The 26,307-nt window shown below is 63.9% G+C and carries 21 protein-coding genes; 5 read left to right on the top strand and 16 right to left on the bottom strand.

The features are described 5' to 3' along the window. Positions 1-114: 114 nt before the first annotated feature. The 3 genes from BKX93_RS11585 to BKX93_RS11575 all read right to left on the bottom strand — a co-directional run bounded on the left by BKX93_RS11585 (position 115) and on the right by BKX93_RS11575 (position 3,103). Positions 115-936 carry an alpha/beta hydrolase gene (locus tag BKX93_RS11585; RefSeq protein WP_046156140.1) on the bottom strand — a complete coding sequence of 274 codons (822 nt, stop codon included), beginning with the start codon at positions 934-936 and terminating at the stop codon, positions 115-117. 97 nt (positions 937-1,033) lie between these two features. Further along, complete coding sequence (locus BKX93_RS11580) at positions 1,034-2,386, bottom strand: ATP-binding protein (RefSeq protein WP_070979899.1); 1,353 nt, start codon at positions 2,384-2,386, stop codon at positions 1,034-1,036. A gap of 3 nt (positions 2,387-2,389) precedes the next feature. Beyond that, the gene (locus BKX93_RS11575) at positions 2,390-3,103 is read right to left on the bottom strand and encodes a winged helix-turn-helix domain-containing protein (RefSeq protein WP_046156142.1); all 714 of its coding nucleotides are present in this window, start codon (positions 3,101-3,103) and stop codon (positions 2,390-2,392) included. Between the two features lie 177 nt (positions 3,104-3,280). Between BKX93_RS11575 and BKX93_RS11570 the strand changes: the two genes are divergently transcribed. Both BKX93_RS11570 and BKX93_RS11565 read left to right on the top strand, forming a co-directional pair. Continuing rightward, entirely contained in the window at positions 3,281-5,347 is a 2,067-nt protein-coding gene (locus BKX93_RS11570; RefSeq protein WP_070979897.1) for a carbon starvation CstA family protein, read from the top strand. Next, positions 5,340-5,528 (top strand): YbdD/YjiX family protein, encoded by a 189-nt coding sequence (locus BKX93_RS11565; RefSeq protein ID WP_021476892.1) that lies wholly within the window; start codon positions 5,340-5,342, stop codon positions 5,526-5,528. The genes BKX93_RS11570 and BKX93_RS11565 overlap by 8 nt, the downstream gene beginning before the upstream one ends. Positions 5,529-5,607: 79 nt before the next feature. Here the strand turns inward: BKX93_RS11565 and BKX93_RS11560 are convergent, their stop codons facing one another. Next, complete coding sequence (locus BKX93_RS11560; protein WP_046167625.1) at positions 5,608-6,633, bottom strand: YeiH family protein; 1,026 nt, start codon at positions 6,631-6,633, stop codon at positions 5,608-5,610. A gap of 104 nt (positions 6,634-6,737) precedes the next feature. Between BKX93_RS11560 and BKX93_RS11555 the strand changes: the two genes are divergently transcribed. Then, complete coding sequence (locus BKX93_RS11555; protein ID WP_021476890.1) at positions 6,738-7,607, top strand: LysR family transcriptional regulator; 870 nt, start codon at positions 6,738-6,740, stop codon at positions 7,605-7,607. Positions 7,608-7,696: 89 nt separating this feature from the next. On the opposite strand, the gene BKX93_RS11550 is transcribed toward BKX93_RS11555, so the two are convergent. The 5 genes from BKX93_RS11550 to arsC all read right to left on the bottom strand — a co-directional run bounded on the left by BKX93_RS11550 (position 7,697) and on the right by arsC (position 12,959). Then, entirely contained in the window at positions 7,697-9,229 is a 1,533-nt protein-coding gene (locus BKX93_RS11550; protein ID WP_070979895.1) for a DHA2 family efflux MFS transporter permease subunit, read from the bottom strand. 12 nt (positions 9,230-9,241) lie between these two features. Continuing rightward, a complete protein-coding gene (locus BKX93_RS11545; RefSeq protein WP_070979894.1) occupies positions 9,242-10,390 on the bottom strand; it encodes an EmrA/EmrK family multidrug efflux transporter periplasmic adaptor subunit in 1,149 nt (382 codons plus the stop codon). 13 nt (positions 10,391-10,403) lie between these two features. Further along, positions 10,404-11,819, bottom strand: coding sequence for an efflux transporter outer membrane subunit (locus tag BKX93_RS11540; RefSeq protein WP_244887266.1), 1,416 nt, complete (start codon positions 11,817-11,819; stop codon positions 10,404-10,406). Between the two features lie 94 nt (positions 11,820-11,913). After that, the gene (locus BKX93_RS11535) at positions 11,914-12,414 is read right to left on the bottom strand and encodes a MarR family transcriptional regulator (protein ID WP_046156148.1); all 501 of its coding nucleotides are present in this window, start codon (positions 12,412-12,414) and stop codon (positions 11,914-11,916) included. Positions 12,415-12,608: 194 nt separating this feature from the next. Further along, positions 12,609-12,959: an arsenate reductase (glutaredoxin) gene (gene arsC, locus BKX93_RS11530; protein WP_021476885.1), complete on the bottom strand. Its 351-nt coding sequence runs from the start codon at positions 12,957-12,959 to the stop codon at positions 12,609-12,611. Positions 12,960-13,144: 185 nt separating this feature from the next. Between arsC and BKX93_RS11525 the strand changes: the two genes are divergently transcribed. Next, positions 13,145-14,353 (top strand): multidrug effflux MFS transporter, encoded by a 1,209-nt coding sequence (locus BKX93_RS11525; protein ID WP_046167621.1) that lies wholly within the window; start codon positions 13,145-13,147, stop codon positions 14,351-14,353. A gap of 26 nt (positions 14,354-14,379) precedes the next feature. Here BKX93_RS11525 and BKX93_RS11520 read toward each other — a convergent pair whose 3' ends face one another. The 7 genes from BKX93_RS11520 to BKX93_RS11490 form a co-directional block, all read right to left on the bottom strand. After that, a complete protein-coding gene (locus BKX93_RS11520) occupies positions 14,380-15,564 on the bottom strand; it encodes a GumC family protein (RefSeq protein WP_070979890.1) in 1,185 nt (394 codons plus the stop codon). Between the two features lie 30 nt (positions 15,565-15,594). After that, complete coding sequence (locus BKX93_RS11515) at positions 15,595-17,517, bottom strand: SLBB domain-containing protein (protein WP_070979888.1); 1,923 nt, start codon at positions 17,515-17,517, stop codon at positions 15,595-15,597. 24 nt (positions 17,518-17,541) lie between these two features. Next, positions 17,542-20,397 (bottom strand): YjbH domain-containing protein, encoded by a 2,856-nt coding sequence (locus BKX93_RS11510; RefSeq protein WP_070979886.1) that lies wholly within the window; start codon positions 20,395-20,397, stop codon positions 17,542-17,544. Between the two features lie 264 nt (positions 20,398-20,661). Next, on the bottom strand, positions 20,662-20,934 hold the full coding sequence (locus BKX93_RS11505) for a hypothetical protein (RefSeq protein WP_070979885.1): 273 nt from the start codon (positions 20,932-20,934) through the stop codon (positions 20,662-20,664). 157 nt (positions 20,935-21,091) lie between these two features. After that, on the bottom strand, positions 21,092-22,033 hold the full coding sequence (locus BKX93_RS11500; RefSeq protein WP_046167348.1) for a homoserine kinase: 942 nt from the start codon (positions 22,031-22,033) through the stop codon (positions 21,092-21,094). A 10-nt stretch (positions 22,034-22,043) separates the two neighbouring features. Beyond that, positions 22,044-22,376 (bottom strand): DUF2782 domain-containing protein, encoded by a 333-nt coding sequence (locus tag BKX93_RS11495; protein WP_046167349.1) that lies wholly within the window; start codon positions 22,374-22,376, stop codon positions 22,044-22,046. Positions 22,377-22,641: 265 nt separating this feature from the next. After that, on the bottom strand, positions 22,642-23,370 hold the full coding sequence (locus BKX93_RS11490) for an LOG family protein (RefSeq protein ID WP_046156155.1): 729 nt from the start codon (positions 23,368-23,370) through the stop codon (positions 22,642-22,644). Between the two features lie 14 nt (positions 23,371-23,384). On the opposite strand from BKX93_RS11490, the gene polA reads away from it, so the two are divergent. Then, a complete protein-coding gene (gene polA, locus BKX93_RS11485; protein WP_083340519.1) occupies positions 23,385-26,183 on the top strand; it encodes a DNA polymerase I in 2,799 nt (932 codons plus the stop codon). Positions 26,184-26,307: the final 124 nt, after the last annotated feature.

The raw sequence follows: 26,307 nt of genomic DNA, 5'->3' as shown, positions 1-26,307 counted from the left end.
ACTTACATGAACAATTTGTCATGAAGAGGTTGGCCGGGACTTGTCTCTAGGATCCGGGCGCAAACAAAACCGCCCGCAGGTTGCGGGCGGTTTTGTTTGCTGGGGAGGGAGGCCTCAGGCCGCCGCGAATGCGGTCCAGCCGCAGGCCTGCTCGACCGGTTGCGTCGGCTTGGGTTGGCTGTTGAAGAACTTCAGGCTGCGCTGCAGCACTTCGGCGCGCTCATTGTCCACCATCACCATGTGATAGCTGTTGGACAGCGGCATGAAGTCCACCGGGCCGCCCAGGTATTGCATCAGGTGGTGGGCGGAACGCGGGCTGGTGATGTCGTCCTCGTCGGCGTGGACGATCAGCGTGGGACAGGTGATTTCGGCCAGACGCGGCAGCAACTGGCGGCGCAGGCGGTCCACTTCACGGATGCACATCAGCGGGATGTAGGCGTAGTGGAAGCGGTCGCCGCGCTCGAAACGCTGCTGGATCGCCTTGCGGATGCGGGCGTTCTTGATGCCGAACGGCGACACCTCTGGCACGCGCATTTTCTTGGCCAGCCGGGGAACGTGATACACCGCGTGGCGCAGCCAGGTCAGCTTGGGCAGGCTCCAGCCGTCCAGAAACACCGGCGGCGCGTACAGCGCCAGCTTGTCCTGATGCTTCTCGCGGCGCGCCACTTCCAGCGCCACCAGGCCGCCCAGGCAGACGCCGGCCAGGTGAACCACTTTGTGCTTGGCCTTCAGCGCGCGGTATTCGGCGCGAATGCTTTCCACCCAATCCTCCCAGCCTACGCCGAGCAGGTCTTCCGGCGAGCCGCCGTGACCGGGCAGCACCGGGGAGTGGGTAACGATGTCGGCGTCTTCCAGGGTGCGGCCCAGCGCGCCCAGATCATAGGCCGTGCCGCCGAGTCCATGCACCAGCAACGCCGCCGGTCGTGAGGAAACCATTCTGCATATTCCTGTCATTTCTAATGATGGGAATTATCGGCAAATGGCGGCGAGCGGTCTGTGGGCTTCCTGTCGATGCTTTGTGACAATGAGTGACTTATTGCCCGCAAGGGGCCGGCTGCGCAATGATCATGCGAAAACGCGCGCCGCCCAGCTCGCTGGAGCCGGCGCTGGCGTGGCCGTGGTGGTGCTCGGCGATCAAGCGCACGAAGGACAGGCCCAGGCCATGGCCGCCGGTGGCGCGGTCGCGGCTGCGGTCCAGCCTCAGAAAGGGCTCGAACACTTTGTCGCGGTCTTCCTCCGGGATGCCGCAACCGTCGTCGTCCACTTCCATGATCAATTGAGAGCCCTGGTGATAGACCCGCATCCTCACTTGCGAGTGGGCGTACTTGAACGCGTTCAGCAGCAGGTTGCGGGTGGCGATGTACATCAGCTTGCGGTCGAAGGCGCCGTCTTCGCGCGGGCATTCCAGCGACAGCGACAAGTGCGGCGGCTTCAGCGGCGTGACCAGGTCGATCAGGTCGTCGAACCAGTCGAACAGGTCCACGGTTTCCAGGTGCAGCGGCACCTCGCTGCGGCGCAGCTTGGCGAATTCCATGCTGGTGCTGATCAGTTCTTCCAGTTCCAGCATGTCGCGCTCCATGCCGTCGCGGTAGCGCTTCCACTCCGTCGGGTCTTCCTCCTCCTCCAGCATGGTCAGGCCGAAGCGCAGCCGGGCGATGGGCGTGCGGATTTCATGGGCGATGGCGTGCGACAGCGCCTGGCGGGTTTCCAGCTGGCGCTCCAGCCGCGAGGCCATGCTGTTGAAGGCCAGCGGCAGCGGCGCGAACAGCCGGCTCTTGGCCGAGCGGGCGCGGGCGCTGAAATCGCCCTCGGCGAACACTTCGGCGGTGCGCCGCACTTCCAGCAGGTCGGTCCACAGCGGGCGCAGGATGAAGTACAGCAGGGTGCCCAGCGTGGCGCCGGACAGCAACATCCAGATCAGCAGCACCTCGATGTCTTCGCTGATCCAGTTGCTGTCGCTGGACTGCATGTCCAGCGGCCCCAGCGCCAGCAGCCTGGAGCGCGACGGCGCCGACGCGTACAGGATTTGGCTGTCCGCGTCGAGGTAGGACTGGCCGTGGCCCAGCACCGCCAGCGCCTTGTCGTCCAGCTCGGCGGGCGGCTGGTCAAGCAGCCGGATCGGGTAGCTGAAGCGGCTGGCGATGGAGGCCAGCTCGGCGTTCCAGCGCTGCGGCGGCTGCTCCCGCAGCCTGTCCTGGATCAACATCACGGTGCCGCGCATGAACAGGGTCTTGCCGGCCTGGTCGCTCTTCTCGTACAGCTTGGTTACCAGGAAGCCGAAGCCGATGATGATCAACAGCTGTATCAGCATGGTGATCAGAAAGTAGCGGGCGAACAGCGTTCCCAGCGACGGGCGCAGCCAGCCGCGCAGGTTCTTGGACGGCATCAGCTATTCCCAGTCGCTGCGAGAAAACAAATAACCTTTGCCGCGCACGGTCTTGATCCGCGCCGGCGCGTCCGGATTGTCGCCCAGCTTGCGGCGCAGCCGCGAGATGCGGGCGTCGATCGAGCGGTCGAGGCCGTCGAAGCCTATGCCGCGCAGCTCGCTCATGATGTCGTCGCGCGACAGCACCTGGCCGGCGTGGGTGGCCAGCAGCCACAACAGGTCGAACTCGGCGGTGGTCAGCTCGATCTGCTCGTCGCCCAGCAACGCTTCGCGGGTGGCCTGGCTGATGCTGAACTGGCCGAAGATGATGCCGTCGTTTTCGATGGCGACGCCGCCGCTCTCCTGGCGGGCGCCGCCGCTGCGGCGCAACAGCGCGCGGATGCGGGCCAGCAGCCGGCGCGGTTCCACCGGCTTGGCCAGATAGTCGTCGGCGCCCAGCTCCAGGCCCAGAATCTCGTCCACGTCTTCGTCGCGCGCGGTCATCATCAGGATGCGGCCGCCGTAGTGGGGGCGGACATCGCGGCAGACGTCGAAGCCTTCCTTGCCCGGCAGCATCACGTCCAGCACCACCAGGTCCGGACGGGTTTCCAGGATGAAGGCAGGCGCGGTGTCGCCGCGTCCGTGCAGGCTGACCTGGTAACCGTGCTTGGTCAGGTAGGCGGCGATCAGTTCGGCCAGTCTGGCGTCGTCTTCGACAATCAGAATGTGTTGTGGCATTGCGAGGTATCCCGATTTCCCAGCAAAAATAGTAACACGGGCCGTTCGGGCTGGCAGGCTTGTGTTTCGGCGGCTATGCCGACAGAATCAAAGCAGCAGTACCCAAGCCGGATCGCGGCGGACAGATGGGCTGCCGCCGCAAGCGCCGGGAGAAATAGAGAGAACAGGGACTTCCTTATGCAACAGGTCAAACAGTGCGTGGTCTGGCTGCTGGTGGCGCTGGCGGGGGCGACGGCCTTCGCCGTGATGGCGCTCAACCGCGGCGAGACGATCAACGCGGTATGGCTGGTGGTGGCCGCCTTGTCGGTCTACGCGATCGCCTACCGCTTCTATGGCCGCTTCATCGCCGAAAAAGTGCTGGAGCTCGACGCGCGTCGGCTGACACCGGCCGAGAAATTCAACGACGGGCTCGATTACGTGCCCACCAACAAGTGGGTGGTGTTCGGCCACCACTTCGCCGCCATCGCCGGCGCCGGCCCGCTGGTGGGCCCGGTGCTGGCCGCGCAGATGGGCTACCTGCCGGGCACCTTGTGGATCCTGGTCGGGGTGATGCTGGCGGGCGCGGTGCAGGACTTCCTCATCCTGTTCCTGTCGATGCGCCGCGACGGCAAGTCGCTGGGCGAGATGATACGCCAGGAGATGGGCGACATCGCCGGCGTGATCGCCTCCATCGGCGTGCTGATGATCATGGTGATCCTGCTGGCGGTGCTGGCGCTGGTGGTGGTCAAGGCGCTGGCCGACAGTCCGTGGGGCACCTTCACCATCGCCTGCACCATTCCGATCGCGCTGTTCATGGGCGTGTACACCCGCTTCATCCGTCCGGGCAAGATCGGCGAGGTGTCGGTGCTGGGCTTCATCCTGTTGATGCTGGCCATCGTCTACGGCGGGGACGTCGCCAAGAGCGCGACGCTGGCGCCGCTGTTCACGCTGAAGGGCACCACGCTGGCCTGGACGCTGATCGGCTACGGCTTCATCGCCTCGGTGCTGCCGGTGTGGCTGCTGCTGGCGCCGCGCGATTACCTGTCCACCTTCCTCAAGATCGGCACCATCGTCGGCCTGGCCATCGGCATCCTGATCGTGGCGCCGCCGCTGCACATGCCGTCCGTCACCAAGTTCATCGATGGCAGCGGCCCGGTATTCGCCGGCAACCTGTTCCCCTTCCTGTTCATCACCATCGCCTGCGGCGCGGTGTCCGGCTTCCACTCGCTGGTGGCTTCCGGCACCACGCCCAAGCTGATCGAGAACGAATCCCACGCCCGCATGATCGGCTACGGCGCGATGCTGGTGGAAAGCTTCGTCGCCATCATGGCGCTGATCGCCGCCTGCGTGCTGGACCCGGGCGTCTATTTCGCGATGAACAGCCCGGCGGCCCTGATCGGCAAGACCGCGGCGGAGGCCGCCCAGGTGATCTCCGGCTGGGGCTTCGTCATCACGCCGGACGCGCTGACCCAGCTGGCGGCCGACGTCGGCGAGCATACCGTGCTGTCGCGCGCCGGCGGCGCGCCGACGCTGGCGGTGGGCATGGCCCACATCCTGTCCGGCGTGATCGGCGGCAAGACCATGATGGCGTTCTGGTACCACTTCGCCATCCTGTTCGAAGCGCTGTTCATCCTCACCACCGTAGACGCCGGCACCCGCGTGCTGCGCTTCATGATTCAGGACCTGCTGGGCGTGTTCATCAAGCCGATGGCCAACACCGAGTCTTGGGTGGCCAACTTCGTCGCCACCGGCCTCGCCGTCGCTGCCTGGGGCTACTTCCTGTACCAGGGCGTGGTGGACCCGCTGGGCGGCATCAACACCTTGTGGCCGCTGTTCGGCATCGCCAACCAGATGCTGGCCGGCATCGCGCTGACGCTGGCCACCGTGGTGCTGGTGAAAATGCAGAAGACGCGCTACGTGTGGGTGACCGCGCTTCCCACCGTCTGGCTGCTGCTGGCCACGCTGACCGCCGGTTGGCAAAAACTGTTCCATTCCAGCCCCAAGATCAGCTTCCTGGCCCACGCCGACAAGTTCTCCGCCGCCGCCGCCAAGGGCGAGGTGTTGGCGCCGGCGAAGAACATGGCGCAAATGCAGCAGATCATCTTCAATGATTATGTGGACGCCACGCTGACCGCGCTGTTCATGGCGGTGGTGCTGGCGATGCTGGTGTTCGGCATCCAGGTGATCCGCAAGTCGCTGGCGGTGAAGTGGGTGACGGCCAAGGAAGTGCCGGCGGTATACCGGGAGGGAGGCGCCAATGGCTGAACTGTGGCGGGCGGTGGTGCATACCGCCCGATTGATGGTGGGACAGCGCGACTACGACGTCTATGTCAGCAGCCGCCGCCGTTTCGACCCCGAGGCCCAGGTGATGAGCCGCGAGGCGTTCTTCCGCTACTGCCAGGAGCAGCGCTATGGCGGCAAGAGCGTGAAGAAGTGCCCATGTTGAGCCCTGGCGGCTCGGCATAGAAAAACGCCCGGTTTCGCCGGGCGTTTTTTCATGCGTACTTTCTTGGCGTGGAGGGGCGTCAATGCAGCAGCGCCGCGACGCCGGCGTTGATCAGGCCGCCGCCGACGATCAGCCAGCCGAACAGCGCGCTGGCCAACAGCAGCGGCTTGGCGCCGGCCTGGCGGATGGCCGAGATGTGGGTGGTCAGGCCCAGCGCGCCCATCGCGGCGGCCAAGAGCAGGTTGTCCAGCGAGATGATCTGTTGCAGCAGCGCGCGCGGCAGCAGGTCGAAGGAGTTGAAACCGGCCACGGCGAGGAAGGCGACGGCGAACCAGGGGATGGAGATCGGCTGCTTTTGCGTTTTGCCGCCGCTGTGCTTGGCGGCCAGCCAGGCGGACAGGCCGATCAGGAACGGCGCCAGCATCATCACGCGGATCATCTTGGTGATCACCGCGGTGTTCATCGCCGCGTCGCTGACCGATTTGCCGGCGGCGACGGCCTGCGCCACTTCGTGGATGGTGGAGCCGGCGAACAGGCCGTAGCTGAATTCGGAGATGCCCAGGTGGCGCACCGCGTCGTACATCAGCGGCCACAGGAACATCGCGGCGGTGCCGAACACCACCACGGTGGCCACCGCGACGGCCACTTTCTCCGCGTGGGCCTTGATCACCGGCTCGGTGGCCAGCACCGCGGCCGCGCCGCAGATCGAGCTGCCGGCGCCGATCAGGATCACGCTTTGCTCATCCAGGCCCAGTTTTTTGCGGCCCAGCCAGAAAGCCAGCAGGAAGGTGGAGGTCAGCACCAGCGCGTCGATCAGCACGCCGGAGAAGCCGACGGCGGCGATGTCCTGGAAAGTCAGCTTGAAGCCGAACAGGATGATGCCGGCGCGCAGCAGCTTCTGCTTGGAGAAGGTGACGCCGTGGTGGCTGGGCTCGGCGATGAAACGGTAGATAGTGTTGCCGACGATCATGCCGCCGACGATGGCGAGGGTGAGGGCGGACAGGCCCAGGCTTTTCATCGCCGGCAGCTCCGCGGCCCAGATGGCCGCGCCGGCCAGGCCCAGCGACAGCGCCAGGCCGGGAATCAGGTTGCGATAATTGGTCATATGCTAATGCCTCTTTGGTATATGTCCAAGATACGCCACTGTTGATAAGTAAAAAAACGGATAAAATTAATAGATATCATTAATAAAACTGCTTAGGAGCCGGCATGAGCCTGCGCATCAGCCTGAGGGAACTAGAGGTGTTCGTCGCGGTGGCGGAATTGGACACGGTGACGCGCGCGGCGGAGCGGGTGGCGCTGACGCAGTCGGCCGCCAGCCAGGCGCTGGACAAGCTGGAGCAGGGGCTGGGCGCCAAGCTGTTCGACCGCGTCGGGCGGCGGCTGCTGATCAACGAGCACGGCCGCCTGCTGCTGCCGCGCGCCCGCGCGCTGCTGGACGCCGCCGGGGATGTCCAGGGCCTGTTCGACGGCGGCGGGCTGGCCTTGCGCATCGGCGCCAGCACCACCATCGCCAACTACCTGCTGCCGCCGCTGCTGGCCGCTTTCCGCCGGGATTGGCCGCAGGCGCGGCTGGAGCTGGAGGTGGCCAATACCCGCGACATCGTCGAGGCGGTGGCGGCGTTCCGCGTCGATTTCGGCCTGATCGAGGGGCCGTGCCACCATCCGGAACTGTTGGCCAGCCCCTGGCGGCAGGACGAGTTGCTGGTGTTCGCCGCCGTGTCGCATCCGTTGGCCGGCCGCAAGGTGGCGGCGGCGGAGCTGGCCGAGGCGGAGTGGATACTGCGCGAAGCCGGTTCCGGCACCCGGGAGGAAGTGGAGCGGGTGCTGCTGCCGCACCTGATGCGGCTATCGATCAGCATGGAGCTGGGCCATTCCGAGGCGATCAAGCATGCGGTGGCGGCGGGGCTGGGCGTCAGCTGCCTGTCGCGGCACGTGGTGGCCGATCTGCTGGCCGCCGGCAGCGTGGTGGAGGTGGACGCCGACCTGCCGCGGTTGACCCGGACGCTGTACCGCGTCCAGCACCGCGACAAGGCGATCGGCCGAGGGATGGCGGCCTTTGACCGCCATCTGAAATGAAAACGGGCAAGACCGCTAGGTCTTGCCCGTTTTTCAGCCGGAACCGTATAGGCCAAGAAAGCCACGAGGCAAGGCGGCGTCGGCCTGTCCTAGTGCGCGCCGCTATCGCCGCCGGCCGCCGTGAAAGGCGGCTTGGCGAACCAGACCAGCGCGATCAGCAGCACGAACAGGATGCCGGAAACCCAGAAGATCTCGTTGGCGGCCATGATGTAGCCCTGCTTGGTGATCTGCAGCTGGGTCAGCGCCTGTTGCTGGCTGGGGCCCAAACCCAGCTTGCCCATGGTGTCGAACCACGATACCGAGGCCGGATCGTACTGCGTCACATGCTCGGTCAGCTTGGAGTGGTGTTGCGCTTCGCGGCGGTCCCACATCGTCGTCGTGATCGAGGTGCCGATGCTGCCCGCCAGGATGCGCAGGAAGTTCGACAGGCTGGACGCGCTGGCGATCCGCGACGGATGCAGGCCGGACAGCGTGATCGTCGTCAGCGGCATGAAGAAGCAGGCCACGCCTATGCCCTGCACCACCTGCGGCCACACCACGTAGGAAAAGTCCATGTCGGTGTTGAAGTTGCTGCGCCAGAAGAAGCAGATGGCGTAGATGCTGAAGCTCACCGTCACTACCCAACGCATGTCCCAGCGGTGGGCGTTCTTGCCGATGATCGGCGACAGCACCACCGGGATCAGGCCGATCGGCGCGGCGGCGAGGCCGGCCCAGGTGGCGGTGTAGCCCAGTTGGGTTTGCAGCATCAAGGGCAGCAGCACCACGGCGCCGAAGTACAGCATGAAGCCCAGGCTGATCGCGACGGTGCCGACGGTGAAGTTTCGCTGGCTGAACAGCGACAGGTCGACGATGGGGTGCTCCTCGCCCAGTTCCCAGATCACCAGATAAGTCAGCGCCAGGAAGGCGATCACCGCCAGGGTGACGACCTCGGCGGAGTTGAACCAGTCCAGCTCCTTGCCGCGGTCCAGTACCATCTGCAGCGAGCCGACGCCGATCACCAGCAAGGCCAGGCCGAGCTTGTCGATGGGCAGGTCGAAAGTGTCGGTTTCGCGGCTTTTCAGGATGCGCCAGGAGATGAAGGCGGCGGCGAGGCCCACCGGCACGTTGATGAAGAAAATCCAGCCCCAGTGCCAGTTGTCGCTGATCACGCCGCCCAGAATCGGGCCGAACACCGGCGCGACGATCACCGTCATCGCCCATAGCGCCAGCGCCATGCTCTTCTTGGCCGGCGGGTAGCACGACAGCAGCAGGCTCTGCGACAGCGGAATCATCGGACCGGCCACCGCGCCTTGCAGCACGCGGAAGAAGATCAGCATTTCCAGGCTGCCGGACATGCCGCACAGCCAGGAGGTCAGCACGAACAGCAGCGTGGACGCGGTGAACAGCTTCACCTCGCCGAAGCGCTTGGCCAGCCAGCCGGTCAGCGGCACGGCGATGGCGTTGGCGACGCCGAACGAGGTGATCACCCAGGTGCCCTGGCTGGTGGCGGCGCCGAGGTTGCCCGAAATGGTGGGCAGCGCCACGTTGGCGATGGTGGTGTCCAGCACTTGCATGAACACCGACATCGACAGCGCCAGCGTGATCCAGACCAGTTTCGAGCCGCTCAGTGGCGGATGGTTCATGGGTGGGCGTCCTTACTTGCCGGCGTTGGCGGCCAGGATTTCGGCGACCAGCTTATCGGCCTGCTTCAGGTCGGGCAGGGTGCCGTTGTGTTCGCTGACCACGGTTGCCGGGGCGGCTTCGGCCAGCGATTTGCCGTCCTGGTTGCTGGTGTCCACCACCGCGTCGATCGACAGGCCGACGCGCAGCGGGTGCTCCTGCAGATCCTTGGGGTCGAGCGCGATGCGAACCGGCACGCGCTGCACCACCTTGATCCAGTTGCCGGTGGCGTTCTGCGCCGGCAGCAGCGAGAAGGCGCTGCCGGTGCCGGCGGACAGGCCCTGCACCTTGCCGTGGTAGACCACCTTGCCGCCGTACAGGTCGGACTTCAGCTCCACCGGCTGGCCGATGCGGATCTTGGCCAGCTGGCCTTCCTTGAAGTTGGCGTCCACCCACAGGTGCTCCAGCGGCACCACGGCCATCAGCGGCGTGCCGGCGGCGACGCGCTGGCCCACCTGCACGTTGCGGCGGGCGACGGTGCCGTTCACCGGCGACTTGATCTCGGTGCGCTGCAGCGCGAGCCAGGCTTCCTTCAGGCGGCTGGCGGCGGCTTTGACCGCCGGCTGATGCGCGAGCTCGTCCTTGCCCACCAGCGCCAGGCCGGCCTTGGCCTGTTCCTGCGCGGCGGCCAGCGCGGCCTGGGCGGCGGCGGCGGCGTCGCTCGCGTGTCCCAGTTCTTCGGCGGACATCGCCTCGCTGCCGGCCAGCTGCTTGCGGCGTTTCAGGTCGGATTCGGCGCGGGACAGCTCGGCCTGGCGCAGCGCCACCTGGGCATCCAGCTGCAGGCTGTTGGCCATCAGCTGGCGGGTCTGGCGCACGGTCTGGGCGAATTCGTTGCGGGCGCGCTCGAAGGCCAGCTGGGCGTCGCTGTTGTCGTAGCTGACCAGCACCTGGCCGGCCTTCACCGCCACGGTGTCGTCGACCAGGATCTTGGCGACGGTGCCGCCCACTTCCGGGGTGACCTGCACCAGGTGGCCGCCGACATAGGCGTCGTCGGTGTCTTCCTGGTGGCTCAGCACCAATGACCAGTAAGCGCCGTAGCCGATGGCGATGGCGGCGAACAGGGTGGTGGCCACCAGCAGGTTGCGTTTGCGGCTCTTCGCGGTTTCCAGTTTCTGATCCATTTGATGTGTGTCCTTAGCGGGTGGCGGTCTGGTTGTCGAAACCGCCGCCCAATGCGGTGTTCAGGGTGGCCCAGGCCAGGCGGCTGGCGGCCTTGGCGTCGATGTTGGAGGATTGCTGGCTCAGCAGCGCGTCCTGAGAGTCCAGCAGCGACAGTTTGTTGATCAGGCCGGCGCGCAGGCGGGCGGCCATCGAGTCATTGGCTTTGCGGCTGCTTTGCAGCGCGCGTTCGGTCTGCCGCAGCTGGCGCTGGCTGTTCTGCCAGCCGGACACCGCGTCGGAGGCGTCGCGCAGCGCGTCGAACACCGCCTGGTTGTATTGCTGCACCGCCATGTCGTAGCCGGCCTGCTGCTTGGACAGGTTGGACTGCAGCTGGCCGGAGTGGAAGATCGGCAGGCTGATGGCCGGCATGAAGCCCCACAGCGACGATTCGCTCTTCCACAGCTGGTCCATTTGCAGCGAGCTCTGGCCGGCGAACACGGTCAGCTTGACGTTGGGGTAGAACTCGGCGCGCGCTTCCTTGACCGAGGCGGACATCGATTCGACGCGGGCGCGCTGGGCGGCGATGTCGGGACGGCGGCCCAGCAGGTTGGCGTCCAGCTTGTCCAGCGCCGGCTCCGGCGCGGCGTCCAGTTGGCCCGGGTTCAGGCCGTCCTGTTGCTGCGGCGCCTGGCCGGTCAGCGCGGCCAGCGCGTGGCGGCTGCGGGCGATGTCGTTGTCCAGCGCGCTTTGCTGCTGTTGCAGCCGCTCGATCGACACTTCGTTGCCGCGCTGGTTGTCGCCCGGCAGCAGGCCGGCGTTGATGCGGGCCTGGGTCAGCTTCTGGCGGCTCTGGGCGATGGCCAGGCGTTGGGACAGCAGCTTGGACTGGGCCAGGCTGCGCTGCAGCTGGGTGTACTGAGCGACCACGGCCTGGGTCAGCAGCAAGCGGGTCTGCTGGCCTTCGTAGGCGATGGCCTGCTGCTGGCCGAGCGCGGCGCTGACGGCCGCGTGGTTCTTGCCCCAGAAGTCGAATTCCCAACTGCCCATCAGCGCCGCGGTGTAGGCGTTGATGTAGTCCTTGTCGTTGTGCGGGATGGCTTTGAGCGGGTCGGCGTGGATCTGCACGGCGTTGGCGAGCGCGTCCAGCTGCGGGCCGTCCTTGCTTTCCACGATGCCGACGGCGGCGCGCGCCTGGCGCAGGCGCGCGTCGGCCAGCTTCAGCGACGGCGAGTCTTTCAGCGTCGCCTCCACCAGGCGGTCGAGCTCGGGGTCGTTCAATTGGCGCCACCAGTCGGCGCGGACGTTCTGTTGGCCGGCGACGGCCAGCTTGAGCTGGTCGGCGCCCACCATCTGGTCGGGGGCGGCGTCTGTGCCGAAGCTGGCGCAGCCGCTCAGCACAGCGCTGATCAGCAACACCCCGGCGGCTTGTGGCCAGGATTTCTTGTTCACCTTGTCGGTCTCCATCAATGATGCATGTCGGTCCGGGGCTGATTAATCCAGTAGATAATCACCCAAGTTATTATGTGAGCGAAAAAGCGCGGGCTCAGCCGCCGAGCTTACTCAGCAGCTTGCGCATCAGCCGTTCCAGTTCGGCTTTCTCATCGGCCTCGAAGTCCGTCCACAGCGAGCGATGGATTTCGCGCGAGTAGGGCAGCAGGCCTTCCACCAGCGCCACGCCGGCGGGTGTCAGCTCCAGCACGATCTTGCGCCTGTCCTCGGCGCTGGCCGAGCGGGCGGCCCAGCCGTTCTTCACCAATTCATCCGCGATGCGGGTGGCGTTGGTGCGCGAGGAATCCAGCGTTTCGCTGATATCCGACGGATTCAGCATCTGGTTCGGACAGGCGTACAAGGCGAGCAGCGCCATCCACACCGTCTCGTTGAGGCCGTGCTGCTTCAGGCACTCGCACAAATGGGCGGTCAGCCGCGGCACGATGTGGAAGATCAGGCGGGTCAGGATCACTTCCTGGCGTGGCACGCCGGGGAAGCGGGCTTCGACGCGGCTGATCGCCTGCTCCAACTGGGAAAAGGACTTGTTTGGACTCATGCCGCCATTTTAGTAACGTACGGTATTATTTTTCAAGTAATAGTAATCCTGCTAATGAAATGGACAGGGAAAGTGTGGCGAAATGACAATGGTTTATCTGGTGGCTGCAGGGAAATCCGGGCGGGAGAGGCTAGAAAGAGAGAGGCGGGAAGGAAAAGGCGCGGCGGCTGCGGGAGGGCCGCCGCCGCATGGGTTTATTCGCCCAGCAGCTTGAGCACCTGCTCGGGCGGGCGGCCGATCACGGCGCGGCCGCCGGCGATGGCGATGGGGCGTTCGATCAGGCTGGGGTTGTCCACCATCGCGGCGATCAGGTGCTTGCGTTCCAGCGTGATGTCGTCCAGGTAGAGGTCGGCGTATTCCTCCTCTTTCTGGCGCATCAGCTCGCGAGGCTCCAGGCCCAGCATGCCCAGCAACTGGTCCAACTCTTCATAGCTGGGGGGATGCTTCAGGTATTCGATGACTTCGACCTCGGCGCCGGCTTCTTCCAGCAGGCTGAGGGCGGCGCGGGATTTCGAGCACTTGGGATTGTGGTAGAGACGGATCATGTGGCTTCTCCCTTGTGGTTGATCCGGGCCGCTGCGGCATGATTGGCAGCATAACCCGCTGTTTGTGGGTTGGGAAGGGGCGCGCATCGTGGCATGAAAGCGCCGGCCTGCCAAGTTTCCCGACTGGGTTTGGCAAGCGCGGCATCAACCGTTACCATTCGAACATTATCCGAGATTCTTACGTCATGTCCCGCTCTTCCCGCACACACTTCGGCTTGGCCGCGCTGCTGGCCGGCTTGTCCACCCTGGGCCCGTTTTCCATCGACACCTTCCTGCCGGCGATGCGGGCCATCGGCTCCACGCTGTCCGCGTCGCCGCTGGAAATGCAGCAGGCGCTGACGGTCTATCTGTTCTGCTACGCGTTGATGATGCTGTGGCATGGCTCGATTTCGGACGCGGTGGGCCGCCGGCCGGTGATACTGGCGACCACGCTGCTGTTCGGCCTGGCTTCCGTCGGGTGCGCGTTGTCCGATACCCTGGGCCAGTTATTGTTGTTCCGCGCGCTGCAGGGGTTGTGCGGCGGCGCCGGCCTGGTGGTCGGCCGGGCCATCATCCGCGACCGGCTGGAAGGCGCGGCGGCGCAGCGGCTGATGTCTCAGGTGACCATGTTGTTTTCGCTGTCGCCGGCGATCGCGCCGGTGGTGGGCGGCTGGCTGTTCGGCGCTTTCGGCTGGCATTCCATCTTCGCGTTCATGGCGCTTATCGGCTTCGCGCTGTTCGCGCTGTGCTGGTTCGGCCTGCCGGAGACCCATCCGAAGGCGGCGCGGCAGCCCTTGCATCCGCGCCCTCTGCTGGCCAGTTATTGGACGGTCGGGCGCACGGTCAATTTCCAGTTGCTGACCGCGGCGGTGTCGTTCAATTTCGCCGGCTTCTTCCTGTATGTGCCGTCGGCGCCGGTCTTTTTGATGCAGCACCTGCATCTGGGGCCGACCGAGTTTCTGTGGCTGTTCGGGCCGGCGGTGTCGGGGATCATGTTCGGCGCTTATCTGTCAGGGCGCATGGCCGGACATTTCTCGCCGCGGGAGGTGGTGTCGCGCGCTTATCTGCTGATGTTCGCCGCGGCGCTGGCCAATCTGGCGTACAACCTGTTTGCCGCCGAGCAGACGCTGCCGTGGGCGGTGCTGCCGCTGGCGCTGTACACCACCGGCATGTCGCTGGCGGCGCCGTCTATCACGTTGAACCTGATGGATCAGTTTCCGGCGCTGCGCGGGACCGCGTCGTCGCTGCAGGGCTTTTGCCAGACCATGGTGTCCAGTCTGGTGGCCGGCGCGATCGCGCCCCTGGCTTGGGCCAGCCCCTTGAGGCTGGCCCTGGTGATGAATCTGCTGCTGGTATTGGGATTCATCTGCCGGATGGGGTATCGGCGGCGGATTCAGGCGGCGGAGAGGGCGTGAGCCGACGGGAAGGTCGGCCGGGTTTTTCAATGCTCGTTGCGCAGCGCGAGAGCGGGAGCCGGCTCGGGCCGTTTGAGGGTTTGCCTGTCCCCGAAGAACTTGGCGTGCAGCAAGGAGCCCACGGCGCCAAACAGAAAGCCCAGCAGCAATCCGGTGGCCAGGATCAGGCTGCGGCTGGGCTTGCTTTTCAGTTCCGGGGGCACAGCGCTGTCCAACACCTGGATCAACGACGAATCCTTGGCTTCATCCATCTTGGCCAGCTCGTATTGCTTGGCCAATAGCTCGAAAATGGTTTCCTGATATTTGACTTCTCTCAGGCGGCGCAGGTATTCCAGGCCGCTTTGCGCCATTTTTCCGGTGGGGACCATCAGGTCGCCGCGCCCCTCTTTTCCCGTTTCCAGTTTTGTCAGTTGTTCGCGCAGCCCGCTCAACTCCTGCTCCGTGCGGATGTATAGCGGATTCTGCTGCGTGGCGTAGCTGCGCATCGCCTCCAGTTGAACCTCCTTGGCGGCGATGCTGGCGCGCAGCTGAGTCACTGAGCCGACAATGGCGGGCAGCTGGCCTTCCGGTTGGATCAGGCCGGTTTTTTCCTGGGTTTGGCGCAGGGCGGTTTCCGCGCTGGTCAATTGCTCTTTGGCTTGTTTCAGCTGTTGCTCGAAGAATAGACGCCGTTTGGCGGCATCCGTCATGGCCAGAACCTGATTCAACTGTTTCAGTTCGTCGATGTAGGCGTTGGCGAGCTGGGCCGCGAATCGAGGATCGGGGTCGTCGACATTGATGTTGATCAGTCCATCTTTGCCATTGATGATGACTGTCCGGCTTTTCAGGGCTTGACGGGCCCCGTCCAGCGTTTTCTGCTGATAACGCTCCTTCAACTGGAGGCGCTTGATCAGGCGGTCGGCGATGGTGCGGCTTTGCAGCATGCCGATATAGAGATCGTTGGGATTTTTCAAGCCGCTGATCCCTCCCGCCATGCCGGCCAGCCCTCCCAGTTGTCCCAGCAGCGCGCCCATGCCGCTGCTCTGCTGCTGGGGAGGCATGATGGAGCTGCTGGCGGTGAAGATGGGCTTGGCCAGCAGGCCGTAAGCTAATGCGGCGCTGCCGAACAGCACGGTGCTGATGGCGATCCAGCGCTTGTACTTCTGCAGCATGGACAGCAGTGCCAGCAGATTGACTTCGTCGCCTGCCTGGTTATGTGTCTGGCTTGTCATGATTCATTCCCTCATGCTGGAGATCGGAGCTTATTTCAATACCTTCAGGCCGGCAGCGCCGAGGCCGAACTGGTACAGAATGCTGGTCCATTCCTTCAGGGATTGGGTCCAACTGCCGCTATTGAGCTCTTCCGGAACTACGATGGTGTCGCCCGGATTGACCCGCTTGCCGCTGACGCCGGAGAACCAGCCGCCGCTGTCGCTGCTGGCGACGGTGCCGTCGGCGCGCAATACATAGGTGGACGACTTGTCGCCGGAGTTCATCACGCCTCCGGCTAGCGACACATAATCGCCAACCGAACGCTGGGGACGGTAGATGAAGGCATTGTTCTGGTAGACGGCGCCCAGTACGTAGACGGTGCCCGGGCGGCGGGGAATCTCGATTTGGTCGCCATCCTGCAGCTCCAGATCAGGCAAGTCCTTGGCCTGAGCGTCCGCGTCTTTCAGTTCCAGTACCACGCGCCCTTCCGATTTGACCGCGCGCATTTTCTTCGCGATCTGGCGCTGGCCTTCGACTTCTGCATTGACGGCAGCGATGGTGTCCTTGTCTGTGAGTTTCGCCAGCCTCAAGGACGCGGTTTGCTCCAGTTCCTTTTCAAAACGATTGGCGACCTCGTCCAGTTTTTGCTGTTGCATCAGGCGTATGCTTTCCCGCTTCATGATGGTCGCGAAGACGTAGCCGTCTTCATCCACGCCGCCCAAGCGCATGATCAGCTGGCGCAACGTCTCTCCGCGGCGGATCTGGAAGGTGCCGGTCTGCTTGACCTCTCCGCCTACGGTGACGAACTCATCCCCCCGCAGCACGCCGACTGCCTGCGCGCCCGGGACATGCAGGCGGAAGATGTCACCCGCGTTCAGCGCGACGGCGCTCAGCCCCTGGGTGGAGCTCTGGTTGCGAACGAGGTTGACGAAGCGGTTGTCCACGCTTTTTTCCAGCAGCAGCTCCTTGCCTTCGGCGGCGGACTCCAGGCCGCCGGCCCAGTGCAGCAGGTCGCTGGCGGTTTCGCCGGGGCGGAATTCGTAGATGGCCGGCGTCTTGACGTCGCCCAGCAGGGCGACGCGCGGGCCGGCTGCGGGAATCTGGACCACGTCGCCGTCGCGCAAGGTCTGATCGGCGGATTTGTCGCCGTTCACCAGGATGCCGTACAGGTCGACCTTGGCGACGGCGCGGCCATCCCGCATCAGGGTCACGTTGCGCAGGCTGCCGCTGTCGTCCGGTCCCCCTGCCTTCAGCACGGCGTTGAACAGGGTGCTCATCGCGTTCAGCGTATAGCTGCCGGGCTGGCGCGCGTGGCCGACGACATAGACCTGGACCGCCCGGCTTTGCAGCAGGCTGACGCTGAGGTCGAAATTGTTGAAGACGCGGCTGACGCTCTTCTTGAGCGTCGCCTGAAGATCCCGGTAGCGCACGCCCGCCACGGCGACGCTGCCTACCCGCGGAAGGTAAATAGCGCCGTTGCGATCGACTGTCAAAGTCAGGTCGATATCCACCATGCCCCAGCCCTTGACCTGCAATTGGTCGCCGCTGCCGATCACGTAGTCCGGATTGACCTGCACGCCGTCCGCTGCCTCGAAGGCGTTGCCGGGGTTGCGGAACAAGCGGCTGCCGAATAGCGGCAGCGTCTGTTCCGTGGCTTTTCGCACGTAGTCGGTGAAGGGGGGGAGCTTGGGTTTTCCATCAAGCGCATTGATTGCATAACCGTTGTCGTCCACCTGGTAGCCTGACAAGTATTGCGACCGGCTGTCGCCGGACTTCTTGTCCGGCGCCTGGGCGGACGATGGCATGTTATTTATCGATGGAAGACCATTTAGGTTGTCGGCCTCGTAGCTGGGCATGCTGGGGTTCGGATAATTGACGGTTCCGGATCCCGCCGCATGCAGATGGATGCTGCTGCTCAGCAGGCAGAGCGCCAGAAGGGATTTTCCACTCGATTTCAGGATACGCGCAGTCATGGTCGGGGTTCCTATTGTTCAGACTTATCGGAGAGGGACTTCTATTTGCATGCCCAGCTGTTTGGGCGTGGCGATCAGGCTGCTGCGGTATCGGCTGTCGTTGCGTTGGGCTTGCCACAGCCAATTACCCATCGCGTAGCCAAGCAGGCCGCCTGCCGTGACGTCGGACAGCCAGTGGTCGCGGCTGGCCGCTCGCCCCGCAGCGCCCAGCGCGGCCACGCCATATAGCCAGGGTTGATCGTATTCCTTGGCGAACGGCGTGACGGAGGCGAACAGCACGGCGGAGTGGTTGGAGGTGAAGCTGCTTTGCAGCCGCGATTCTCCCGGCTCCTGGGTGCGCCATGTGCTGTCGCCGCCGCTGCCAGGACGGGCGCGATTGACGGCTAGTTTCAGAACCGAGTTGCCGGCGACGGCGGCGACGCTCGACTCCAGCGCGATCAGCCCGGTATTGCTCAGCCTGTCGTCGCCCAGCGCGAACGCGGCGCCGGACAGAGCGGCCGCGGCGATGGGAAGATCCTTGCCCAGCTTGCCCCAGTTCCGGATCAGGCGGTTGTCCTGACGTTTGCTGAAAAACCGGTCTACCGGACGATCCAGACCTGCTGCGGCGAACGTGGCGACGGCGGCGGCGGCCAGCGCTGCGCCCTTGTCATCCAACTCCAGCCAGCGATTGCCGCTGTCCTCCAGGCGCAGGCGGATCACAGGCCAGGGATGGTAGCTGGGTTGAGGCGGCGTGACTTGCGGCAGGTTCTGCTCGTCCGGCCTCTCGGCGAAATTGCCAAGACCGTCGTAGCTGTCGATGTCGCGTTTGGGATCGCTCAGCATTTCATAGAGATCGCCCGGCGACATCACCATTTGCCCTACGTCGCGGGTCCATGGGGCAAGGGAAAAGTTTCCGACTGTGCGATTGTCCAGAGTCAGCAGGCTGTTCAGCGGAATGGAAAAGAACAGGCCCTTGTCGCTATACGGCTTCGCCGGCGTGCCGGGACTGGTGATGTCGTTGCCATTGGTTTTGGTGTACCAGAAGCCCGCCTCGATGCCGGAACGGAAACGGCGTTTGATTTCCAGTCGGACGCCATCGTCCTTGGCCAGGAAGCGGCCGCCGCGCATCGTCGCCGTGATGCCCATCGGCAGTTGGTAATGCAGCGAGGCCAGCGCGGTGACGGTTTGGTAGTCGCGTTTGCCGAACCAGCCTTGGACGTCGCGTTGCTGCAGCGCGTCGACCGCTAGGTCCACCGCCCAGTTCTTGTTGGCGTTGGGGTAGTACAGAATTTGTCCGCCGGCGCCGCGGAACATTTCCTCGTACAGTCCGACTGAAACGCGGGCGTATGTGCTCGGCGACATGTTCATGTACTGATTGAGCAGCAGGCGGTTCAGCTTCGGGGTTTTGACGCGTTTGTAATCGGCGATGTCGGAACGGACATGGGGCAGCAGGCTGTTCGAAGGCTGCTTGACCTCGGTGATGGTGTTGTACAGGTTGGCGCTCAGCGCGCTGTCCAGATACAGGCCCTTGCCCATGCGGCGCTTGTAGGTGGCTTCCGCCATGATGTCGTAATGGAGGGCGCCGCTGGGGTCGTTGAAATAGGCACCCATTTTGGGCGCGAGATGGAAGCGATTGTCTTCGGTATCGTCGCTGGTGACTTGGATCAAGTCTCCTTCCGGGTTGGTCAGCAGATTGACATCTATGCCTTCGCGGAGTGTCTGCGCCAGCGTTCGGCTGTCCAGAGGCTGAACTTCTTCGTCGCGGCCGGGCTTGATATTGACCGTTTGCAGGAAGCGGCTACGGTTGACCTTTCCCAGCAGATAATCGTTAAGCGTGGCGAGATCATAGAAACTGTAAGTTGCGACGGGCTGTTCCTGTTCGGTGTAAACCACCTTGATTTCGCGGGTTTCCAGCGGAGCGAAATAGAGGGCGGTACGCACGGCCCGGCCGACTGCCCTGCCGACATTGGAGATGCGACCGTTGCCCAGTTCCATGACCAGGCTGTCGCGCTGCATCGCGATTCGAATGTTCTTGAAGTCCTGTTTGCCGAGGGCGGTGGCCAGTTGCTGCGCCCGGTCCGAATCGCTTTGCCATTGCGCCAGGGTGGGACGGGATGGCAGATCCGGAGCCCCGGTGAAATAGGCTGGCTCTTGTATCTTGGGGACAAATTCTTTCAGGTTGAGCGGAATGTCCAGCCTGGCGTTGACGCTGGTGTGGGTTTTCTGCCGGGCGACTTGAAGCCCCAGCCAGCCCCACTGGTATTCCAGGCCAATTGCAGGTCCTTTATTTCTTTGCGCAGCGGAGGTCTGGCTTGAAAAAGGATCTTGGCGATAGTTGTTGGCGTCATACTCGGCAACCAGCGACCAATTGGGCAGAACGGCTGGCGTGTAACGGATGCCGCCGAATGCGCCTTGAATACGGCCTGAACCCACGCCAACAGAAGTCTCAAGCCCGGGCAGCACATTTTTGCTAGCTACGAGATAAGAACCTTTCCACAGCCGGGTTCCCTGTATGTCGGTCATGCCGAGTCCAATTTCCGGCAGAAAAGACGACTCTTCCAGCAAGCGGAATTTCAAATCGATCGCTTTGTCTTTAAAGCGACCATAGCCCCCGCCATATTGAGAGTCGGTGAAGCCGGGCACGCCGGAGATCGATGTGTAGCGTCCAGATACCTCAAGCCATGGCAGTACGGTAGTCGAGGTCCAGAGAATGCCGTATGGCTTGTCGTAGCCATAGCCTAGGCTGAAGGTGCCGTCTTCGCCGACGCGAGCCGACGGCATGTTGATATAACCGATTTGCCCTGTCAGCGATGGCTGGGCAAATGCGTTGCAGGCGAGGAACAACGGCAGTCCCCCCCATAAAGCCCCCGTGACCAGATAAGACCTGGATTTATTATGCATGTACCGCGGTCCAAGCTTGGATGTAGCTGGTGCTACTTAATATGCGCGCCCAAAGGCGGCCCCCTAATGTCAAGTGAAGCTAGGTGCAAGGTTTTTGCTGTTTTATGGGTACGGTTAATTTTTTATTTAATTAAATGACAAAGGCATTAATTTTTTGCAAGACAAGCCCGTAATGGACAGGGGCTTTAAAGCGAAAGCCAAGCTAAGCCAAGCGATCCAACTTTTTAAGTCGGGCCGCTTGGCTTGCCGATACTGCTGGGCTGCTTAGTGGTGGGTCGCCGCCGAGTGGCTTGACGAAGAGTTGCTGTTGCTGGAGACGGCAACAGCTGCGGCGACGGCTGCGCCGATGGCGGCGATGGTGCCTACGCTGAGACCGGCGATGCCGGCAGTGGTGCCGGCAGCGCCTGCGGCGGCGGCGCTGGTGGTGCCTGCAGCCGACGAGCCCGCAGCGGAAGTAGCGCCGGCTTCCTCAGCCGCAAAGGCGGAAGTAGCCAGCATGGAGGCGAGGGCGAGGATGACGATTTTTTTCAGCAGCATGGTGAACCCTTTGCTCAAAAGTTGACTCACAGAAATTCAGTTATCAGGCTACTACTCGCTTTTGATGATATGTGAATCTTCACATTTTTCAAGGCAGATCTGATGACGTTATCGTGAATCCCATGCTCGCCTCGCGCAATACTGCGTTTGGACAGGGTTACGCCAACCAGAAATCCTGCCTCTGGCGATGGGCCAGCAGCAAGCGTTGGAACACGGCCGGATCCTTGGTGTAGGTGAGTTCTCCGCTTGCCGGCTGGTATTGGTCCTGCAGCCGCGATACCCAGAAGCGAAGCGCGGCGGCCCTTAGCATGACAGGCCAGCAGTCGCGTTCGGCGGCTTCCAGCGTCCGTTCGGACTGATAACCTTCCAGGAAGGCTAGCGCCAATTCGTCGTCCAGTTCGCCATCGTCGCGCCGGGCCCAGTCATTGACGGCGATGGCCACGTCGTACAGCAGGATGTCGTTGCAGGCGTAATAAAAGTCGATGAAGCCGCTGATGTGGTTTTCATCCAACAAAACATTGTCGCGGAACAGGTCGGCGTGGATCACGCCGCTGGGCAGGTGGTCGAAGCGATGGCCATCCTGGAACTGGATTTCCTCGCTCAGCAGCGCGGCTTGGTCGGCTGGCATCTGGGGATACAGCTGCCGGGCGGTCCGGCTCCACCAGCGCGGGCCGCGCGGATTCGCCATCTGCAGCGGGAAGGTGGCGCCAGCCTTGTGCATCTGGGCCAGCATCTCGCCGACCGCGCGGCATTGATCGGGGTTGGGATGGCTGACGTCTTTTCCTGACAGGCAGCTGACCAGGCAGGCAGGCTTGCCGGCCAGCATCGAGGCGAAGCTGTCGGTGTGGTCGGCGATCGGCGCCGGGCAGGCGACGCCGTGCCTGGCCAGATGGCTCATCAGCGTCAGGTAGTAGGGCAGTTCGTCGAGCCGCAGGGTTTCGAACAGCGTCAGCACGTAGCGGCCGTGGGAGGTGGTGACGAAGTAATTGGTGTTGGTGATGCCCGCCGCGATGCCTTGCAGCTCCTGCAATTGTCCCAGCGCGTAGCCTTGAAGCCAGTGTCGCAGCGATTCCTGGCCGACCGTGGTGTAAACCGACATGCCGCCTCCGTCAGAATCGCACCAGAACCCAGCGCGGGATCACGATGCGGGTGGCGGGGTCGATCTGCCTCATGTTGCCGGAGCCATTGTCGTCTATCAGGTAGTAAGGCACCCCGTGGGCCGGCGTGACCTTGACCATGTACAGCTGGCCGTTCAGGCGGTATTCCTCGATTTTCTCGTCGCCCTTCTGGATCAGGCGCACTTCCGGTTCAGCCTCGGCGGCGTTGGACGGGCTGATCGCAGGCGGCGGAGGCACCACGGCCTTGGGTGGGATGGTGGTCGCTTCGGCGGCCACTGCGGAGGCCAATGGCAAGAGAAGAAGCAGGGCGGTGAGGCGGCGCATGGTTTGTCCTTTTTCGTATGTGGTTTTAAGCGTCTGTTTACGATGCTTTTGCAAGCGGCGCGGCCTCCTCCAGGTTGGATGGAGACGGAGCGCCCCGGCAGGGAGACACCAAGTCTCGTCCGACGGCCTGATGGCTGGGCGGCCTTCAGTGGCGGTTTTCCGCCGGCGCATGGCTTGGTCGGACGCCCATGATACTGCGGAGAGGCGTTTTCGAGCCCTGCGTCCGGCGGAAAACGGCGGCCGCCGGAAAAAGACCGCAAGCAGACTACAGGTTGAGCAACTGTTCGCGTTCTTCGGGCAGCGCGTCGAAGCCGCGGGTTTCGTAGTGTTTGAAAATGGTGTCGACGATTTGCTGCGGGTCGTCGATCAGCTGGATCAGGTTGAGGTCGTCCGGGTTGATCATGCCTTCGCTGACCAGGCGGTCTTTCACCCAGTCCAGCAGGCCGGTCCAGAACTCGTGGCAGCACAGGATGATCGGAATTTTGCGGCTCTTGCCGGTCTGGATCAGCGTCAGCGCCTCGAACATCTCGTCCAGCGTGCCGAAGCCGCCGGGCATCACCACGTAGGCGATGGCGTGTTTGACGAACATCACCTTGCGGCTGAAGAAGTGGTTGAATTTGACCGACAGATCCTGGTAATCGTTGGGTTTTTGTTCGTGCGGCAGCACGATGTTGAGCGCCACTGACGGACTTCTGCCGTAAAATGCCCCCTTGTTGGCGGCTTCCATGATGCCGGGGCCGCCGCCGGATATCACCGAGAAACCGGAGTCGGAGAGGCGGCGCGCCACGTCTTCGGTCAATTTGTAGTATTTATGATCGCGCGGCGTGCGCGCGCTGCCGAATATGCTCACCGCCGGGGTAATGCCTTGCAGTTCCTCGGCCGACTCGACAAACTCCGACAATATCTTCATCACGTGCCAGGCCTCGCGGGAACGGAAGCGCTGCATCATGGCGTGACGGTCACTGGTCTGCGGCAACTTATCGGACAAGCTCATACTTCTGCCTCTTTATGAAAACATTGTTATTGATCGACGGCTCTTCTTACTTGTACCGCGCCTTTCACGCGATGCCCGATTTGCGTTCCCCGGATGGCCGCCCGGTGGGGGCTGTCTATGGCATGGTGAACATGCTCAGGCGGCTGGAGAAAGAAGTTGAATTCGATTATAGCGCCTGCGTCTTCGACGCGAAGGGCAAGACCTTCCGCGACGACCTGTACCCCGAATACAAGGCCAATCGCCCGTCGATGCCCGAGGAGCTTGCTTCCCAGATTACGGCGGTCCACGACGTGGTGCAAGCATCCGGCTGGCCGATGCTGGTGGTGCCGGGAGTGGAGGCCGACGACGTGATCGGCACGCTGGCGCGCCTGGGGGCGGCGGCCGGCATGAAGGTGATCGTTTCCACCGGCGACAAGGACATGGCGCAGCTGGTGACGCAGGACGTCACCCTGGTCAACACCATGACCAACGAGCTGCTGGACGAGGCCGGAGTGAAGGAGAAGTTCGGCGTGCCGCCGAACCGGATCATCGACTACCTGACCCTGATCGGCGACAAGGTGGACAACGTGCCCGGCGTCGACAAGTGCGGGCCGAAGACTGCGGTGAAGTGGTTGGAGGAATACGGCAGCCTGGACGCCATCGTCGCCCAGGCAGGCAGCGTCGGCGGCAAGGTGGGCGAGAACCTGCGCGCCGCGCTGGACTGGCTGCCGATGGGCAAGCGGCTGATCACCATCGATTGCGAGGTGAATCTGGAGACCGATCTGCCGCACGGCCTGCCGGGCCTGCAGCACGGCCAGAAGGACAAGCCGCGGCTGGCCGAGCTGTTCCAGGACCTGGGCTTCCGCACCTTCTACCGCGAGGTGACCGCGGGCGAAGAGATGCCGGCTGTCGCCCAGCGCGGAGAGGACGCGCCCGCCGCGCCGCGCGGCGATCAGGCCCAGGGCGACATGTTCGCCGAACCGGCGGCCGTGTCGTCGGACAAGGCAGCCCCGGCTGAAGGCGCGCTGGCGCGCCATTACGAAACCATTCTCACCGACGCGCAGCTGGACGCCTGGCTGGCCAAGCTGGCGGCGGCCCAGGTGGTGTCGTTCGACACCGAGACCACCAGCCTGGATCCGATGCAGGCGCGCATCGTCGGCGTCAGCTTCTCGGTGGAGGCCGGCCATGCCGCCTACTTGCCGCTGGAACACCATTACGCCGGCGCGCCGGAGCAGTTGCCGCTGGACGCCACCCTTGCCAAACTCAAGCCGTGGTTGGAGGACGCCAGCCGGAAGAAGTGCGGCCAGAACCTGAAGTACGACTGCCACGTGCTGGCCAACCACGGCATCGCGCTGCGCGGGATCATCGATGATTCGATGCTGGCCTCCTACGTGCTGGAAAGCCACCAGCGCCACAATATGGACGACCTGGCGCGCCGCCATCTGGGCGAGAACACCGTCAGCTACGAGGATATCTGCGGCAAGGGCGCCAAGCAGATCGGCTTTGCCGAAGTGGATGTCGCCACTGCGGCCAATTATTCTGCCGAAGACGCCGACATCACGCTGCGCTTGAACCAGTTCTTCGCCGGCGAGCTTCGCGGCGACCTGGAAAAGGTCTACCGCGATATCGAGCTGCCGGTGGCCGAGGTGCTGTTCAAGATGGAACGCCACGGCGTGCTGATCGACCGCGACAAGCTGGTCGCGCAGAGCCACCAGCTGGGCAGCCAGATGCTGGAGCTGGAGCAGCGGGCTTACGAACTGGCCGGCCAGCCGTTCAACCTGAACTCGCCGAAGCAGCTGCAGGAAATCCTGTTCGGCAAGCTGGCGATCCCGACCAAGGGCGTCAAGAAAACGCCGAGCGGCGGCTATTCCACCGACGAGTCGGTGCTGGAGCAGCTGGCGCTGGACCACCCGCTGCCGAAGTGCATCCTGGAATACCGCGGGCTGGCCAAGCTGAAGTCCACCTATACCGACAAGCTGCCGACGCTGATTTATCCACAGACCGGCCGCGTGCATACGACTTATGCACAGGCGGTGGCGATCACCGGCCGCCTGGCCAGCAATGACCCGAACCTGCAGAACATCCCGGTGCGCACCGCCGAGGGCCGCCGCGTGCGCGAGGCCTTCATCGCGCCGGCCGGCTGGCAGATCGTGTCGGCCGACTATTCGCAGATCGAGCTGCGCATCATGGCCCACCTGTCCGACGACGAGGGCATGTTGAAGGCGTTCGCCAGCGGCGAGGACATCCACCGCGCCACCGCGGCCGAGGTGTTCGGCGTGGAGCTGGCGGCGGTGACGTCTGACCAGCGCCGCGCCGCCAAGGCGATCAACTTCGGCCTGATCTACGGCATGAGCGCGTTTGGTTTGGCCGCTCAGCTGGACATCGAGCGCAGCGCCGCCCAGCAGTACATCGATCGCTACTTCATGCGCTACCCGGGCGTGGCCGAGTACATGCAGACCACGCGCGAGAAGGCGCGCGAGCAGGGCTATGTCGAAACCGTGTTCGGCCGCCGCCTGTATTTGCCGGACATCAAGCTTAGCAACCCGGGCCGGCGCGCAGGCGCCGAGCGCGCGGCGATCAACGCGCCGATGCAGGGCACCGCCGCCGATCTGATCAAGCTGGCGATGATCGCGGTGCAGGGCTGGCTGGAGAGCGACGGTTTGCAGAGCAAGCTGATCATGCAGGTGCATGATGAGCTGGTGCTGGAAGTGCCGCAGGCCGAGCTGGAACTGGTCAAGCGCCGTCTGCCGGAAATCATGGCTGGCGCGGCTGAACTGAAGGTGCCGCTGCTGGCCGAGGTCGGCGCCGGCGACAGCTGGGAAGCCGCGCACTGACGCATCCATCGCATCCGTCCGGAACGGCGCCATTCGGCGCCGTTTTGTTTTTGCGTCAGCGTCGACCTGCACTTTCGGATATGAGCGCCGCGCGGCGGCTCCGGCTTTGGTACAGGCGGCGCTG

This window comes from Chromobacterium vaccinii, from assembly GCF_001855275.1.
In the GTDB taxonomy this organism is placed as follows: Bacteria; Pseudomonadota; Gammaproteobacteria; order Burkholderiales; family Chromobacteriaceae; genus Chromobacterium; species Chromobacterium vaccinii.
This window is presented reverse-complemented; position numbering and strand designations above follow the sequence as displayed.

Coding starts and splice junctions, on each gene's coding strand:
- BKX93_RS11570 (WP_070979897.1), top strand. CDS start 3,281: ATGCAACAGGTCAAACAGTGCGTGGTCTGGCTGCTGGTGGCGCTGGCG.
- BKX93_RS11510 (WP_070979886.1), bottom strand. CDS start 20,397: ATGCATAATAAATCCAGGTCTTATCTGGTCACGGGGGCTTTATGGGGG.
- BKX93_RS11555 (WP_021476890.1), top strand. CDS start 6,738: ATGAGCCTGCGCATCAGCCTGAGGGAACTAGAGGTGTTCGTCGCGGTG.
- BKX93_RS11490 (WP_046156155.1), bottom strand. CDS start 23,370: ATGAGCTTGTCCGATAAGTTGCCGCAGACCAGTGACCGTCACGCCATG.
- BKX93_RS11580 (WP_070979899.1), bottom strand. CDS start 2,386: ATGCCGTCCAAGAACCTGCGCGGCTGGCTGCGCCCGTCGCTGGGAACG.
- BKX93_RS11525 (WP_046167621.1), top strand. CDS start 13,145: ATGTCCCGCTCTTCCCGCACACACTTCGGCTTGGCCGCGCTGCTGGCC.
- BKX93_RS11500 (WP_046167348.1), bottom strand. CDS start 22,033: ATGTCGGTTTACACCACGGTCGGCCAGGAATCGCTGCGACACTGGCTT.
- BKX93_RS11520 (WP_070979890.1), bottom strand. CDS start 15,564: ATGACAAGCCAGACACATAACCAGGCAGGCGACGAAGTCAATCTGCTG.
- BKX93_RS11565 (WP_021476892.1), top strand. CDS start 5,340: ATGGCTGAACTGTGGCGGGCGGTGGTGCATACCGCCCGATTGATGGTG.
- BKX93_RS11560 (WP_046167625.1), bottom strand. CDS start 6,633: ATGACCAATTATCGCAACCTGATTCCCGGCCTGGCGCTGTCGCTGGGC.
- arsC (WP_021476885.1), bottom strand. CDS start 12,959: ATGATCCGTCTCTACCACAATCCCAAGTGCTCGAAATCCCGCGCCGCC.
- BKX93_RS11515 (WP_070979888.1), bottom strand. CDS start 17,517: ATGACTGCGCGTATCCTGAAATCGAGTGGAAAATCCCTTCTGGCGCTC.
- BKX93_RS11535 (WP_046156148.1), bottom strand. CDS start 12,414: ATGAGTCCAAACAAGTCCTTTTCCCAGTTGGAGCAGGCGATCAGCCGC.
- BKX93_RS11545 (WP_070979894.1), bottom strand. CDS start 10,390: ATGGATCAGAAACTGGAAACCGCGAAGAGCCGCAAACGCAACCTGCTG.
- BKX93_RS11550 (WP_070979895.1), bottom strand. CDS start 9,229: ATGAACCATCCGCCACTGAGCGGCTCGAAACTGGTCTGGATCACGCTG.
- polA (WP_083340519.1), top strand. CDS start 23,385: ATGAAAACATTGTTATTGATCGACGGCTCTTCTTACTTGTACCGCGCC.
- BKX93_RS11505 (WP_070979885.1), bottom strand. CDS start 20,934: ATGCTGCTGAAAAAAATCGTCATCCTCGCCCTCGCCTCCATGCTGGCT.
- BKX93_RS11495 (WP_046167349.1), bottom strand. CDS start 22,376: ATGCGCCGCCTCACCGCCCTGCTTCTTCTCTTGCCATTGGCCTCCGCA.
- BKX93_RS11575 (WP_046156142.1), bottom strand. CDS start 3,103: ATGCCACAACACATTCTGATTGTCGAAGACGACGCCAGACTGGCCGAA.
- BKX93_RS11585 (WP_046156140.1), bottom strand. CDS start 936: ATGGTTTCCTCACGACCGGCGGCGTTGCTGGTGCATGGACTCGGCGGC.